We start from the raw sequence: 13,060 nt of genomic DNA, 5'->3' as shown, positions 1-13,060 counted from the left end.
GCGGTTAGTATTTGCCGTGGTATTTATTTAATGTAATTATTAGTTCCGCATGCGACCACACAAGGGGGATGACGGAGGTAGACTCCCACGTCTCTGGGTCAACCTGTTCAGGAAGGAAACCAGAGGGGGTTGCCCTCTTCATAACCCAGGTCAGGAGATCCTTGGCCTTATCCAGCCTGGAAGTATCTATCATGTATTGAGCAACCCATAGGGTTGTGATTATCCAGGGATTGGGCTGAGCCTTTCTCCTCTGGTACATGTCGTTCTCGTATCTCGCGATTCCACCGTTTATCATTAACCTCTGTTCTATGGCCTCCATGGTGGAGATCATAATGGGATGATTTGGTTCCACCATCCCAAAGTAGTACGGGGCATACATGCTTGCGTCCACAACCTGATCGGGCTGATAGTTCTCGTCTAGCCTCCTGATGAATCTCCTCCCATTGGTCAACCTGGAAAGGGCCTGTTCCTTCATGGTCTTGGCCACGTCTAGAGCGTCTTCTGAAAGGCTTTCGTCTCCCATTCCCTTGGCGAGTTCTGCTCCCATGACCAACCCTCCATACACCGTTGACACAGTGTAGAGGTGAATTCCATACCTCTCCTCCCACAGATCAAAGCTCGGTTTTGGAAGTCCGTCCTCGGTGTACCTCATCATGAACTGTAGAGCTGGTTTCACAAACTTCCTGTAAATCTCTGTGAGTTCGTCCAAGTCCTTATACCTCCTGTAATGACTTCCTATGGCCCAGACCTCGAGAGCAGTTTCGTCCTCCTGTATTGGCAGGATCCTCTTCCCGTTATAGAGCCAGGGGTGCCACGAGCTTGCAAGCGTCCTGTTGGGGTTGTACTTGTGGTGTAGATAACCCTCGGGATTTGCAATCTCCTTCACAAAGTTGAAGTGCTTCATGGCCAGTTCTCCATATCCCGCAACATCCAGCGAGTGCGCAGCTATGGCCCCGTCTCTAGGCCAGAAGTATTGATAAGAGTCCCCATAGATGTTCACAAAGGAGAAATCTGAGGAGGCTATGATCGATCCATTCATGTCCATGTGATTCTTCACGGTCAGGAGACTAACGTTGTATATCCAGCTCTCGTGATCAGATGTCCAGCTACCCTTAGATAGCCAGCTCTTCCAGAACTGGAACACTGAGACGAAGTTGCTCTCTATCTTGGCTGGGTTCGCCTCACCGAGAAGTCTCCTCAACTCCTCGAGATTCCTCGCTGCCCCTATTACGTAATAGGCCTTCACGAAGGATTTACTCCTGAGGTTTAGTTCCACCCCCACCGCGGACTTCACGTCTCCGTGAGAGATCGGGCTACCATCCAATCTCCCGTCCTTTATATCCTCCAAGGGATCGCCCTTGGTTGCGGAGAATTCCGTGTTGTTCATTTCAGTGGACATGAGCTTGATTCCTAGGTACCTCTTGGACTTGTAGTGAATCATGGACCAGGTAACAGGGTCCAGAAGTGCAGTATCTCCAAAGGGATTGGAATAAATGTTTAGGTCGTGAACGAAGAAGAGCCTGAGCTTTCCCTCAATATCCCTGGATAGTATCTTTATTATGGAATTCATCACAGGTTCATTCACGTCGACGAAGTTGTAGGAAGTTATTTCAAGTCCTGGGTTATCTAGGGTCCACTTGACCTCCACAAGATTGGTTCCGTCCTCGTACGAGACCTCGGTCTTCCATGACTCATCCAGATAAACGTTCTTCCCATCCCAGAGCGCAACCCTTATGGGAATACCAGACGTTTGGTTCTCCATTCCTATATAGGGGTAATAGAGGTCAATAATCCTCCCGTGGTCATCAAAGTTCACTAGCATTTTTCCGTTTCCAATGCTGGCAAGTCTCATGTTAAGTCAGTACAGTATCGTGTATTTTACTATTCGCGTTAATAACTTTGTGCGGATATATCTTCGAGTTCACTATCTCAGTGTCAGCATCTATCACCACATCGTCACCTATGACACTCCCAATTATCCTAGCCCCTCCCCTAATTTCCACATGTCTAGCTATGACCGAGTTCTCTATCACTACTCCTTCGCCAATGAATGCCCTGTCCATGATGGAGCTCCTCACAACCCTGACGTTATTTCTTAGGATCGAGAAGTTGTCAATCGTGGAGTTCTCTAGGTAAACGTTGTTCCCGATCTGGCAGTGCCTTCCTATGAGCACGCTCCCTTCTATTTTCATCCTACCCTTTCTATACTTCATGGCTATCACGTTTCTCCTCCTTATGGAGTCAGGGCTCGTTCCCTGGACAAATATCCTCTTGGACTGGTCTATCCTCTTCCCACCCATTTCATGTTCGTCCAGGCTTTCTAGAAGTACCCTCATGGCTTCCAAGTACCTCTCAGGAGTCCCGACGTCAAACCAGAGAGAGTCAGTAACGTAACCGTAAACTGGGTAGCCTTTCTGGATTAGGCAGGGAATTATGTCCTTCCCAAAGTCCATCTTTCCCTCCTCTCTCATGGCCGAAACCTCATCACTCGCGAAGATATCCCTTATCTTAGGAGACAAGACGTAGACTCCCGTGTTGATCAGGTTAGATGGAGCCTCTCCTTCCTTGGGTTTCTCAACGAACTTCCTTATTTTCATGTCTTCCCCAAGGTCCGCAACCCCGAATTCCCTCACGTCGTGCCACTTCTTGAGCACGATAGTCATTATCGCTCCCTTTGACAGGTGATAGTCCACTAGCTTCTTTAGGTCCAGCTTGATCAGGTTATCTCCCTGGATCACGAGCGTGATGTCATCTATCCTGTAATAGTCCATGTTGATCCTTACGGAGTCCGCGTTACCAACGCTGTCGACTCTAGGTTGATACTTGAAGTGCACCCTTGGTTTAATCCTGTACCTAGCTGAAAATCCTATACCCTCCTTGAAGGTGTCAAAGAGAGACTTGTAATTAACGTACCCCTTAACGCCAAAAATGAACTCCTTTACTCCCTGCTTTGCGAGCTCGAGAATCGGAAACTCGAGGAGGGGTCTATTCAGAAGCCTCACGGTCGCTTTCGAGGTTTCCACGGTTAAAGGGCGCATTCTCGTTGCTTCTCCCCCAATGGGAATGATAACCTTTATATCCTCAGGAGACCATTGCATGTCTTTTATTTATCAGATCTCACTTAAGTGTATTATGACTAGCAAGGTAATAATGGGCTTTGAGGTTCATCAACCCTTCAGAATCAGGAAAGACGCCTTCTGGAATCCTAGGTTTAAGGGATCCCCGCAGGAGAGATACTTCGACGATAAATTAAACAGGGAAATATTTGAGCGCGTGAGGGCCAAGTGCTACATTCCCGCAACAAACATCATCCTTGAGGAGATCGAGGCGGGAGAAGATGAGGGAAGGGAGGTCAAGTTCTTCTTCTCTGTGTCTGGGACCCTGTTGGAACAGGCTGAGAGATGGGGGAGGGATTTTCTAGATTTACTCGAATTGCTCTCGAGCACGCGAAAGGTCGAGTTCCTAGCTCAGACTTACTATCACTCCGTTACCTCGCTGTGGGAGGATAGGACAGAGTGGAGGGAACAGGTAAAGCTTCACGTTGAAACAGTTAAGTCACTCTTAGGTCAGACCCCAGTTACGTTCGAGAATACCGAGCTACTCACTAGTCCCGTGATAGTGGAGGAGGCAGAGAACATGGGTTTCAATGGTATCATGATGGAGGGAAAGGACTCCGTGTTGAGGGGGAGATCACCAAACTTCGTCTACAGGAGAAAGGGAGGTAAAATCTCGATCCTACCAAGAAACTTCACCTTGAGTGATGACGTCGCATTCAGGTTCTCCAATCCCAACTGGGACCAGTATCCCTTAACCGCGGAGAAGTACTCCTCGTGGGTTAAGGCCTCCCCAGGTCAGGTAGTCACTATTTTCGTGGATTATGAGACATTTGGAGAGCATCACTGGAAGGAGAGTGGAATCCTGGAGTTCCTAAGATGGTTGCCCAGGGAACTCAACAGGGAGGGAGTGGAGATGACCCTACCAAGGGAGGTAGAGGGCAGTCCCTACTATGACCTTGAGGTTAGCGGAATATCCTCATGGGCAGACATCAGAAAGGATCACACAAGTTGGTTGGGTAACATAATGCAGTGGGCCTACGACGAGGCAGTTAGGAGATCTGAGATGACCTCGAAGGAACTAGGAGGAGAATTTCTAAGGGCGTGGAGATACTTCACCACGAGTGATAACTACTACTATTTGTTCACTGAGGGTGGTGGTCCAGGCGAGGTTCACTCGTATTTCAACGCTTATAATTCCCCGATAGATGCCTTCCTAAACGAGTTCTATGCCATTAACTCCTTTCTTCATGACGAACTTGAAAATCTAGGAATCAAGAATGAGCCTTTCTTCTTCTACAAGGATGGGAAGAGAGTTGGGGTAGCTTGGGATGAGAACCAGTTCATGGAAATAGTGAGGCGCGATGAATCACTTAAGGATCACCTGAAGTACTTGAAGGAGTGGTTGCAATGAGGAGGATTGAGTCTTTCTGGATCCCTGAATCTGTGGATAGCGTCTGGATGATTTCATTTGAGTTCAGGGGGATAACGAGTTCTGGCGGACTTGGTTCAGCGGTCTACGCCTTGAGCACGTCTCTAGTTAAGATGGGTAAAAAGGTCACTGTAATAATGCCGAGTCACGGAAGACATCTGGATGGGATCTACAGGAGTAAACTGAAACTTCAGGAGATTCCCACCTCGGTCATGGGGAACAGGAAGGGAATGGATGGTGGAAATTACCCGTTCAGGCTGGGATTTGAAAGGGGAGAGGTTGAGGGTGTCGAGTTAATCCTAGTAAAGGGATTAGACTACGACACAGGAAAGGTGATAGACTCCTGGGGAGTTTACGACCACGCCATGGAGAAGTCAGCCCTCCTAACCAGGGGGATCGAGCATTTAGTCTCTACCTTAAGTCTCGAGAATATTCCCTCCATCATTCATGCCCACGACTGGCACGCCGTTCTTCCTGGGGTGAGGGCCAAGATGAGCTTAGAGGAGAGGAGAGTAATAGTTCCCCTGGTGTACACTGTTCATCTGCTGAACAGGGTTGGGGCACCATGGCACTTTGCCTCAGAGGATTGGGCAGGACTTGAGAACTACGCCCACTACGTTTGGATGGTCTCTAAACATGTGCTCAATAGTACCAGGAGCCTTTGGGACTCATGTGATGGAAAGATTGAGAGGTTTGGGTTTTATGAGGCTGACCTGATCACAACCGTAAGTAAAAACTACCTCTTCAACGACGTCCTTCCGTTCTCGGGAAGCTTCGCTGAAAACAAGTCGTGCGTAATATATAACGGGACAGACTGGGATGTGAACCAGGTTAAAGCTTACGCCAGCTCAGTGATAGGGACAGATAATAGGGCAAGTGTAAGGGAGAAGCTACTTGCTTCACTATCAGGGAACAGGTATGTCCCATCCGATTATACTACTGGAAGCGTGTTGTGGGCCAATAGGCACAGACTTGGTATAAGGGATGACTGGAGTTACGAGCCACTTCAAAAGGGTCAGTTGGTTCTTTTCGCTGGAAGGTTGGTTTACCAGAAGGGGATAGACCTTCTACTCAGGGCATTTAGGGGAGTAGTTGACAGGATCCCAGACGCTCGCCTAGTGGTAATAGGAATTCCATCAGATGACTACGGTCTTCTACAGGACATAGTGGACAGGGCATCAGAGCTCAAGGATAACGTGAGGATTCTTGCAGTTAGCACCATGGACCAGAACATGTTTAAGCTGTGGCACTATTCAGCCTCAGTTATGGCCATGCCCTCGAGATGGGAGCCCTTTGGAATCACGGCCATAGAGGCCATGGCTTTAGGTACGCCACTTGTGGCTTCGGCCGTAGGAGGGCTTATCGAGATCGTTGACGACGTGAGAGCTGATCAAAGCGGAAATGGGTTCCTCACTGAAAGGGAAAATATAGACTCCCTAAGGTCAAGTCTCACGGAGGCTCTTCTGCTATCCAAGGCGAGCGAAAGTGGAGATAAGGAGTTACTCAATCAAGTATCCTCCAGTATCAAGGAGAAATCCTGGGATAAGGTAAGGGAGAACGCCATAAGGAAAGTGGATACAACCTTCAGGTGGAACGCCATCACCAATCAAGCTCTTGAGTGCTATTCCAGGGCGCTAGTCATGGCTAAATATAGGGGCTCAGCCTACCTTTAGGCGAGAGAGATGAAGGTGACCGTGTACTTACCTAGGGAAAAGAGGGAGAAGGAAGTGGAACTGAACCCCAATTCCACTGTGAGGGATCTGGTGAGGAAGCTAGGGTTAACGGTACAGGGTTCAGTGGTTTTAAGGGATGGAGTTCCTCTCCTTGAAGACGAGAGGATCAAAGAAGGCGAGAAACTTACCGTCGTGCAGACTGCTTCAGGTGGTTGAACTGAATCCAAGGAATCTTAAGAGTCTGAACCCAGAGGTCAGGGAATCTGAATGGAGGAAAGTGGAGGAGGTCCTTAAGGAGGAGCCCAAGAGGCTTCAGGATATCAGGTTCTACCTTCGTTCCCTCCTCTGGAGTAGGGTTCAGGGAGTGAGGGAGGAAGCCTGGAGACACCTCCACGTGTATAGGGAACTTGGGATTACGGGGCTTGAAAAGGCATTTTCCTCCAAGTCTGACAGGATAAAGTTAACGGCATGGCAACATGTGCAGGAGGTGATGGAGCTTGGCCTGCTCTCCAGGGAGGAGATTGTTGGACTAAGGCAACATTTTTGGAGAATGTTAAGGAGCTATTATCCCACAGTGAGGAAGAAGGCATGGAAACTCCTTCCCACCCTTGTGAAGCTGGGTATAGTAGGTCCTAGAGATAGGGAGAGGCTGGTGGAGTTCCTGATGAATAAGAAGCCTAACATAAGGTTAATGGCCTGGAACCTCGCGAAGTTTCTTGTTAACGAGGGGGTGCTCACGCGGGACGACCTTGAGCAAAATCTTATTTATTTGAAAGAGCTCACAGAACGTGAGACCACGGTTTCGTTAAGGGCGAGGAAGATCCTGGAGGAGATGAAATGAAGGTAGGAATTGTGGGTGGCGGTATTGTTGGGTTAATGTCAGCCTATTTTCTAGCTAAGGAGGGAGTCTCCGTCACGGTATATGACCCTGCTCCTGGTAAGTACTCTATTCATGCAGCAGGGCTGATAGAGCCATACCGTTTTGACAGGATTAACACAACCTCCATGATAGCGAAGATGTTACGTTTCATGAGGAGGGGGGTCACAGAGGTAAGGCAACTTAATAAAATGTGGGTAGTCGAGCTTCTTTCCTCCCTAAACAAGTCACCCCCTCAGGAGGCATGGGACCTAATGAGGGAAATGGCGAGACTATCCCTGGACACTTACGCCCAAATGGCAGAGGAAAGAAACGATTTCGATTATCATAACGACGGTCTCCTAGAGGTTTATACAAGTGAGGAAGAGCTGGAGAAGGGAGAGAAGGAGGAGAAACAGAGTCCCTTTTCGCCCAAGTTCGAGGTGACCGAAGTTCCAGGGTTTGCTGGAGGAATATTCTTTCCAGAGCTGAGCCGAATCGCAACCGAGAAGTTCGTGAAAAGGATAACACGAGAGCTAACCCAGCTGAAGGTCAATTTTCAGGGAATGGAGGCTCAACCCAATCTTAAGGACTACACCTTGAATGGTGAGAAATTCGATGTTGTGATCCTGGCCAACGGAGTGTGGATCACCAAGTCCTTGAAGTTGCCAATTACCGCGTTTAAGGGCTATGGGGCATGGGTTAAGGGTAGTTCAAAGATAAAGAACGCGTTCGTAACCGTGGACGAAGGCGTTGCAGTCTCTCCGTTATCTGACCACGTCAAGATTACAGGTGGATTCTCAGCTGATTACGGAAGCGAATGGAGGACAGATATCCTGTCTAAGGTCACAAGCCTTGTAAAGGTGGAGGAGGTAATGGAGAGGAACATGGGTTTCAGACCTTGCTCGCCGGACGGTTTTCCTATAATGGGCAGGCTGGATAACGTTGTGGTTGCAACTGGAGCATGCAGGTTAGGGTGGAGTTATGCCCCAGCTATGGGCTATTACGCCAGCGAACTGGCGCTAGGGAAGAGGAGCACACTCGGATACGTTTCAAGGTACGTTGACAGGTTACGCTCTAGCGAGTAAGATCCTGGTATAACCATTTAAGCCTTGGCGAAACATATTACTCATGGTAACCGAGAGTAGGGAGCTTGTTAAATCTCTCATGGAAGCAAAGGAAAGTATTATCTCAGGAGATGTGAAGCGAGGAGTTGAAATAATCGAAAAGACTGTGAACTCCTCCAATATCAAAGAGGCAAATTGGGTAATCTGTAACGTAATTGATGCAGCGGACTGTGCATACGTGGTGGAGACGCTAAACGCCATAGGTAAGATATTTGATGTGACCGCCTGTGGCAATCTGAAGAGAGTGATCTCCTGTTTCATGAGGGCTGGTAAGGACTCTGAGTTCGTTGACTTGGCCCTTTCGGCCCTAGTGCAGAAAAGAAGGGAGGATCAGCTGGACAAGATCTTGGCAGAGACTGGCGAGATTCCTGCTCCTCTCCTTCTCAAGTTGGCCTCTGCATACGGGAAGATCGGGAATAGGAAAAAGGAACAGGAACTGTTGAAACAGGCATGCGAAAAGGGACTTAAGGAGGCTTGCAGAGATATTAACCAGATTTTCCCAAGAATAACATGACTCGAAGGACGAAAATTGTCGTCACACTAGGTCCTTCCACTGAGGGTTTGATCCCCAAGCTTAAGGATAAGGTGGACATTTTTAGAGTTAACTTGGCACACGGGGATTACGACTCCCATGCCAGGTACTTTGAACTTTTGAGGTCTGGGGCTCCCGATTCCTCCATTCTTGCTGATCTTCCAGGTCCTAAACTGAGGGTAGGGGATATAGGAAAAATGGAGCTTACAATGGGCCAGGAGGTTCTCTTCTCTCCCGACGAAGGGATAGTGGTTCAGGAACCGCTGTTCTATAGGAGCGTAAAACCGGGCTCTATCATTCTTCTGGCAGATGGTCTCATAAAGATAAGGATCAAGGAGGTTTCTGGAGACCAGGTAAGGGGGATAGTGTTAACTCCAGGGACTCTCACCTCTAGGAAAGGAATTAACATCCCCGACATGGCCCTTGATTCTGGACTTACCGAAAATGACTTTAAGCTAATGGAGGAGGCCCTATCCCTAGGAGCAGATTACGTTGGACTCTCATTCGTGCTCAGTGAAAATGACGTGATGAAGGCCAAGGAAAAGATACAGGGAAGAGCGTGGATTATCTCTAAAATCGAGAAAGGTCAAGCTGTACAGAGGCTCTTCAGGATTGTGGAGGAAAGCGATGGAGTTATGGTGGCTCGAGGGGATCTAGGGGTCGAGATTGGTTTGGAAAATCTGCCATATGTTCAACGCAAGATCATCAGGATATCAAAACAACTGGGAAAACCGGTCATTCTTGCCACCCAGGTACTAGAGTCCATGGTAAGCAACCCATTACCCTCCAGGGCAGAAGTAATTGACATCGCCAACTCGGTGTACCAGGGTGTGGACGCCATAATGCTTAGCGACGAAACCGCAGTAGGCAAGTATCCCGTTGAGGCAGTCCAATACCTAGATCAGATAATTTCCTCATCAGAGGACAAGGTTAAACCCCTAAGTCCCTCACCCATGAGGAGTCCAGACGACGCAGTTGCCTATGCTTCCTCGTCGCTATCAGAGCTCTCCAAGTCCCACGTAATAGTTGTTCATAGCAGGAGTGGCCTCTCAGCCATAAGGGTTTCAAGGCTTAGGCCTAAGGCCATGATTCTAGCCTTCACTCCAGATATCAAGGTAGCCAGAAGGCTCAAGATATGTTGGGGAGTTACTCCCATATCCCTAGAGGAGGGTGCCAGTGACCTCAATGATCTAGTGTCTATCCTCGAAAGAAAATGTAGGGAACTGGGAGTTAAGGGTAATGTGGTCATTGTAGCAGGGGATCCTAAGATGGAGTCAGGTAGGACCAACCTGCTGAAGCTTCACTCAATCGACTAATGCCTATGAGGAAAATGGCAAGGGTTTAAATTCTAGAATAGAAACATAAACTTATGTCGGAGAGTATAAGCTTGCCCTTGACCATCAGGGAGGCCACTAGAGGCGATATAGAGGGGGTGTACAGGTTATACCAGTCGTTGACTCCTGAGGATCTCTATATGCGCTTTTTCTCGTTCCATAGGGTATCCCACGAGGAGATAGAGCAACTCTTCAGTAGACAGGATCACATCACCTTGCTGGCAGAGATTGATGGGGAAATAGTCGGCGAGGCCACTCTCTACGATGATGGTGAGTTCTCAGTTGCGGTGAAACCCAATCAGAGGAGAGGAGGAATAGGAACTGAATTGGTTGCAGAACTCATAAGGAGGGCGAAAAAGATGGGCATAAGTAAGGTCAAGTTCTACACCCTTCCAGAGAATTACCCGATGATAAGGATAGGCAAGAAACTAGGATTTAAGCTGGAGTACGATGAAGATCAGGTCAAGGGGGTCTTAGAACTAGGTCAAGGGTCTTAAACCAGTCCTTTTAAGTCTTAGCCCTGCCAGGTTTACCAGTCATAGGGGCAGGAGTAATCCATAATTCCCAACTTCTTCCTGGCTAAGCTACACAGGGGGCAAATATTTACCCGGTCTGCCTCATGAAGCCTGCTTGTGTAATGCCTTATCATTTCCATGAATTCCTCGTCATTCTCGAGGATTGTCTTGTACTCTCCCTCGGCCCTTTTCCCCTTTAGATAATAGCTTACCTCAGCCGGAGTGAGACCTAAAAGGGAAGCAGTATGTGATTGAGATTCTCCCTGCTTAACTAACTCCTTTACTAGAAGCGCTTTTATTGCTGGTATCACTTCTCTCATAGCCGTTTCACAGGGAATCATAAGTTTTCTTGACTCATTTTCCATAAATAATAATCCCTTTAACACACTTTAAAGTTTAGAGCAACTAGAAATTCCTAGGAGAGACATAATTCCTGAGTTATGGGAAGAAAGAGGATGACATGATAAAATGCTGACTGCGGAGCGATCTTCCCTAGATTTAGAGATCTAAATACTTGATCTATAATCCTTATAATTATTGAACCTACATATTTAAAAGGAATTTATCTCTTGAAAGAGAAGAACGAAATATCTTTTGATTTGAAGGAAAAATTTTTATAGATTTTTAAAGGATTATACACGATACATATGGCTCAAAATCCAGATCCTAGATTTAATTATTTTAGATATGCGACAATTGTATCATACTTCTTCTCGTCTGTGGCTGCAGTCGTTTTCATGACATTGGCAATAATCCGTTCTACATTCGAGGCAGCCTATGTATATGACGTTTCTGGCTCCTTTGAGGTACCAAATATTGTACTGCTTGCATTGGAGGTAGGGACTACCATATTTTCGGTGATGTTTGACGCCGTAGTGATACTAGGAATTCAACTCATGCTCAACAGGATTTACGTGATGAACGTTGTTAAGTCGGTTTTGGTTATTGTTCTCATGGGAATAATATTTGGTTCGGTCCTAGGGCATAAGCCGGCTAATCCCTTCGACGCCGCAACAGAGATACCTTTCGTGGGAAGTGGTGTAGTTGCGATGGTTTTCAATGGAGTTGCAATAGTCACGTCTTTAGGAATGAGAAGTATAGAGAGGAAGATGTATGGATGATCATTAAACCTTCCATACAGTGGGCCTCCGTGTCATCTCTCACCGCTCCTTACATTTACTGGAGGGATGTGATAGTAATTCTGGAAAATCCTACCAAGGTTTTCGTGGTTGATGCGTGGAGGGATCAACTGGGAAGATACAAACCCCCGTCACAGTTGTCCATCTTTAGATATTCGTATAGAATTGGCCAGGTTGATGAGGAGAACACAAAGTACCTTGAGTGTATTGCTAATACTCTTCAGACCAAGTTAAGGCCTTTGATTCAACGAAAGTATGACTGTAAGGACGTGGTGGTTATGTTATGATAGATATTGAGGATTTTTTGAGGTGCATGGGAAAGGTTGTAGAAATCAGAAGAGTAACTGACTTAGAGTGGACCTTTAAGCTTAGAGATGCTATCATGTTATCTGGAATTCTAAGGGTTAATCCTGGAATTGTCACGGATATAGAATTTAGATTTAGAAGTCCAGATGGAATTGGCAGAATAAAGATAACTAAGGGGACGATTCTAGAGGCGAGTTATGAAGGGATCCTTTCCCTTCAGCTCAGGCCTAGGGTTAGGGACTGTTCCAAGATCCTCGTGGGAAGAGAGACACCCTAGGTTATCACAGATCTAAATTCCTTAACCCTGTTCATGACGAAGTTAATCATCTCCTTGAATACCCTTTCACCCAGTTCCTTGCTCGGCTCAACCTTCTCCGCAACAACTCCGTTACTCCCTCCCTTCTCAGAGGTGATGAGAGTGAAGGTGAACGGAGAGAAACTAATGTTGGACGGTATCCTGTCCAATCTCACCAGTTCCGGTCTTAGATACAAGAGAAGGGAAGTTTCAACGGTCCCAGCATGAAGGTCCCTATATTGGGAGAAGATCCCTATTTCATGAAGATCAACTAACATGACCTTGGGCCTAGGCCTCGTGAAGTTAACTCTTCTTGTGACAACCTTCAGGAGGTCAGTGTTTCCCCCATGACCATTAACGAGGACGAGACCCTTTATGTTGAGTTTTACAGACGATTCAAGGATATCTCCCATCATGTTCAGAAAATTTACGTCCCCAATGGACACCTGTGGTAGGTCCCCATGTTCCACGGAACAACCATAATACACTGTAGGAAAGAGTAGGAGCCCCTCGATCTGAGCCACCTTCTCCGCAACGGCCTCAGCTATCATGGAGTCCGTACCCAAGGGGAGATGTGGGCCGTGTTGCTCTATACTTCCCACAGGAATCACCCCTATGGGCGAGGAAAGCTCATCCTTTGTAAGTTCCAGGATCCTCATGGATCCATATGAGGTAAAGAGAAATATTTGATTATCACTATCGTGAATGATGATGAGCTTCCAGGCTCAGTGAACGGTGATGTTCAGGTTGCAAGAGCTGAGATGTTTTACACGCTTACCTGTCTAGTCAAAGTATGAG

The 13,060-nt window shown here is 47.3% G+C and carries 15 protein-coding genes; 11 read left to right on the top strand and 4 right to left on the bottom strand.

What is annotated here, in order from left to right:
- Positions 1-4: 4 nt before the first annotated feature.
- Positions 5-1,852, bottom strand: coding sequence for a glycoside hydrolase family 15 protein (locus tag MSED_RS07195; RefSeq protein WP_012021365.1), 1,848 nt, complete (start codon positions 1,850-1,852; stop codon positions 5-7).
- Between the two features lies 1 nt (position 1,853).
- The gene (locus tag MSED_RS07190) at positions 1,854-3,098 is read right to left on the bottom strand and encodes a nucleotidyltransferase family protein (RefSeq protein ID WP_012021364.1); all 1,245 of its coding nucleotides are present in this window, start codon (positions 3,096-3,098) and stop codon (positions 1,854-1,856) included.
- 34 nt (positions 3,099-3,132) lie between these two features.
- Between MSED_RS07190 and MSED_RS07185 the strand changes: the two genes are divergently transcribed.
- From MSED_RS07185 to MSED_RS07150, 8 genes are read left to right on the top strand one after another with little or no spacing between them, the layout of a single operon-like run.
- Positions 3,133-4,467, top strand: a complete 1,335-nt coding sequence (locus MSED_RS07185) for a glycoside hydrolase family 57 protein (RefSeq protein WP_012021363.1) — start codon at positions 3,133-3,135, stop codon at positions 4,465-4,467.
- Positions 4,464-6,158, top strand: a complete 1,695-nt coding sequence (locus MSED_RS07180; RefSeq protein WP_012021362.1) for a glycosyltransferase — start codon at positions 4,464-4,466, stop codon at positions 6,156-6,158. Before MSED_RS07185 ends, MSED_RS07180 begins: the two co-directional genes overlap by 4 nt.
- A 9-nt stretch (positions 6,159-6,167) precedes the next feature.
- Positions 6,168-6,374, top strand: coding sequence for a MoaD/ThiS family protein (locus MSED_RS07175; protein ID WP_012021361.1), 207 nt, complete (start codon positions 6,168-6,170; stop codon positions 6,372-6,374).
- The gene (locus tag MSED_RS07170; RefSeq protein ID WP_012021360.1) at positions 6,367-6,999 is read left to right on the top strand and encodes a hypothetical protein; all 633 of its coding nucleotides are present in this window, start codon (positions 6,367-6,369) and stop codon (positions 6,997-6,999) included. The genes MSED_RS07175 and MSED_RS07170 overlap by 8 nt, the downstream gene beginning before the upstream one ends.
- A complete protein-coding gene (locus tag MSED_RS07165; protein ID WP_012021359.1) occupies positions 6,996-8,102 on the top strand; it encodes an FAD-dependent oxidoreductase in 1,107 nt (368 codons plus the stop codon). Before MSED_RS07170 ends, MSED_RS07165 begins: the two co-directional genes overlap by 4 nt.
- A gap of 43 nt (positions 8,103-8,145) precedes the next feature.
- Positions 8,146-8,655 carry a DUF1955 domain-containing protein gene (locus MSED_RS07160; RefSeq protein WP_012021358.1) on the top strand — a complete coding sequence of 170 codons (510 nt, stop codon included), beginning with the start codon at positions 8,146-8,148 and terminating at the stop codon, positions 8,653-8,655.
- Positions 8,652-9,989, top strand: a complete 1,338-nt coding sequence (gene pyk / locus MSED_RS07155) for a pyruvate kinase (protein WP_012021357.1) — start codon at positions 8,652-8,654, stop codon at positions 9,987-9,989. Before MSED_RS07160 ends, pyk begins: the two co-directional genes overlap by 4 nt.
- 53 nt (positions 9,990-10,042) lie before the next feature.
- The gene (locus MSED_RS07150) at positions 10,043-10,504 is read left to right on the top strand and encodes a GNAT family N-acetyltransferase (protein ID WP_048060097.1); all 462 of its coding nucleotides are present in this window, start codon (positions 10,043-10,045) and stop codon (positions 10,502-10,504) included.
- Between the two features lie 32 nt (positions 10,505-10,536).
- Here the strand turns inward: MSED_RS07150 and MSED_RS07145 are convergent, their stop codons facing one another.
- Positions 10,537-10,887: a transcriptional regulator gene (locus MSED_RS07145; protein ID WP_012021355.1), complete on the bottom strand. Its 351-nt coding sequence runs from the start codon at positions 10,885-10,887 to the stop codon at positions 10,537-10,539.
- A gap of 282 nt (positions 10,888-11,169) precedes the next feature.
- Here MSED_RS07145 and MSED_RS07140 point away from each other — a divergent pair, with 282 nt between their 5' ends.
- The 3 genes from MSED_RS07140 to MSED_RS07130 are packed head-to-tail and all read left to right on the top strand — an operon-like array spanning position 11,170 to position 12,244.
- Positions 11,170-11,643 carry a hypothetical protein gene (locus MSED_RS07140; RefSeq protein WP_012021354.1) on the top strand — a complete coding sequence of 158 codons (474 nt, stop codon included), beginning with the start codon at positions 11,170-11,172 and terminating at the stop codon, positions 11,641-11,643.
- Positions 11,640-11,948 carry a hypothetical protein gene (locus MSED_RS07135; RefSeq protein WP_012021353.1) on the top strand — a complete coding sequence of 103 codons (309 nt, stop codon included), beginning with the start codon at positions 11,640-11,642 and terminating at the stop codon, positions 11,946-11,948. Before MSED_RS07140 ends, MSED_RS07135 begins: the two co-directional genes overlap by 4 nt.
- Complete coding sequence (locus MSED_RS07130; protein ID WP_012021352.1) at positions 11,945-12,244, top strand: hypothetical protein; 300 nt, start codon at positions 11,945-11,947, stop codon at positions 12,242-12,244. Before MSED_RS07135 ends, MSED_RS07130 begins: the two co-directional genes overlap by 4 nt.
- Here MSED_RS07130 and MSED_RS07125 read toward each other — a convergent pair.
- Entirely contained in the window at positions 12,241-12,921 is a 681-nt protein-coding gene (locus MSED_RS07125) for a creatininase family protein (RefSeq protein ID WP_012021351.1), read from the bottom strand. The genes MSED_RS07130 and MSED_RS07125 overlap by 4 nt on opposite strands.
- Positions 12,922-13,060: the final 139 nt, after the last annotated feature.

The organism is Metallosphaera sedula DSM 5348 (genome assembly GCF_000016605.1).
GTDB lineage: Archaea > Thermoproteota > Thermoprotei_A > Sulfolobales > Sulfolobaceae > Metallosphaera > Metallosphaera sedula.
The sequence above is the reverse complement of the archived record's forward strand: the minus strand, read 5'-3'. Positions and strand labels throughout refer to the sequence as shown.

Excerpts from the sequence above, each read along its gene's own strand:
- MSED_RS07195 (WP_012021365.1), bottom strand. The coding sequence starts at position 1,852 with ATGAGACTTGCCAGCATTGGAAACGGAAAAATGCTAGTGAACTTTGAT.
- MSED_RS07190 (WP_012021364.1), bottom strand. The coding sequence starts at position 3,098 with ATGCAATGGTCTCCTGAGGATATAAAGGTTATCATTCCCATTGGGGGA.
- MSED_RS07185 (WP_012021363.1), top strand. The coding sequence starts at position 3,133 with ATGACTAGCAAGGTAATAATGGGCTTTGAGGTTCATCAACCCTTCAGA.
- MSED_RS07180 (WP_012021362.1), top strand. The coding sequence starts at position 4,464 with ATGAGGAGGATTGAGTCTTTCTGGATCCCTGAATCTGTGGATAGCGTC.
- MSED_RS07175 (WP_012021361.1), top strand. The coding sequence starts at position 6,168 with ATGAAGGTGACCGTGTACTTACCTAGGGAAAAGAGGGAGAAGGAAGTG.
- MSED_RS07165 (WP_012021359.1), top strand. The coding sequence starts at position 6,996 with ATGAAGGTAGGAATTGTGGGTGGCGGTATTGTTGGGTTAATGTCAGCC.
- MSED_RS07160 (WP_012021358.1), top strand. The coding sequence starts at position 8,146 with ATGGTAACCGAGAGTAGGGAGCTTGTTAAATCTCTCATGGAAGCAAAG.
- pyk (WP_012021357.1), top strand. The coding sequence starts at position 8,652 with ATGACTCGAAGGACGAAAATTGTCGTCACACTAGGTCCTTCCACTGAG.
- MSED_RS07150 (WP_048060097.1), top strand. The coding sequence starts at position 10,043 with ATGTCGGAGAGTATAAGCTTGCCCTTGACCATCAGGGAGGCCACTAGA.
- MSED_RS07145 (WP_012021355.1), bottom strand. The coding sequence starts at position 10,887 with ATGGAAAATGAGTCAAGAAAACTTATGATTCCCTGTGAAACGGCTATG.
- MSED_RS07140 (WP_012021354.1), top strand. The coding sequence starts at position 11,170 with ATGGCTCAAAATCCAGATCCTAGATTTAATTATTTTAGATATGCGACA.
- MSED_RS07135 (WP_012021353.1), top strand. The coding sequence starts at position 11,640 with ATGATCATTAAACCTTCCATACAGTGGGCCTCCGTGTCATCTCTCACC.
- MSED_RS07130 (WP_012021352.1), top strand. The coding sequence starts at position 11,945 with ATGATAGATATTGAGGATTTTTTGAGGTGCATGGGAAAGGTTGTAGAA.
- MSED_RS07125 (WP_012021351.1), bottom strand. The coding sequence starts at position 12,921 with ATGAGGATCCTGGAACTTACAAAGGATGAGCTTTCCTCGCCCATAGGG.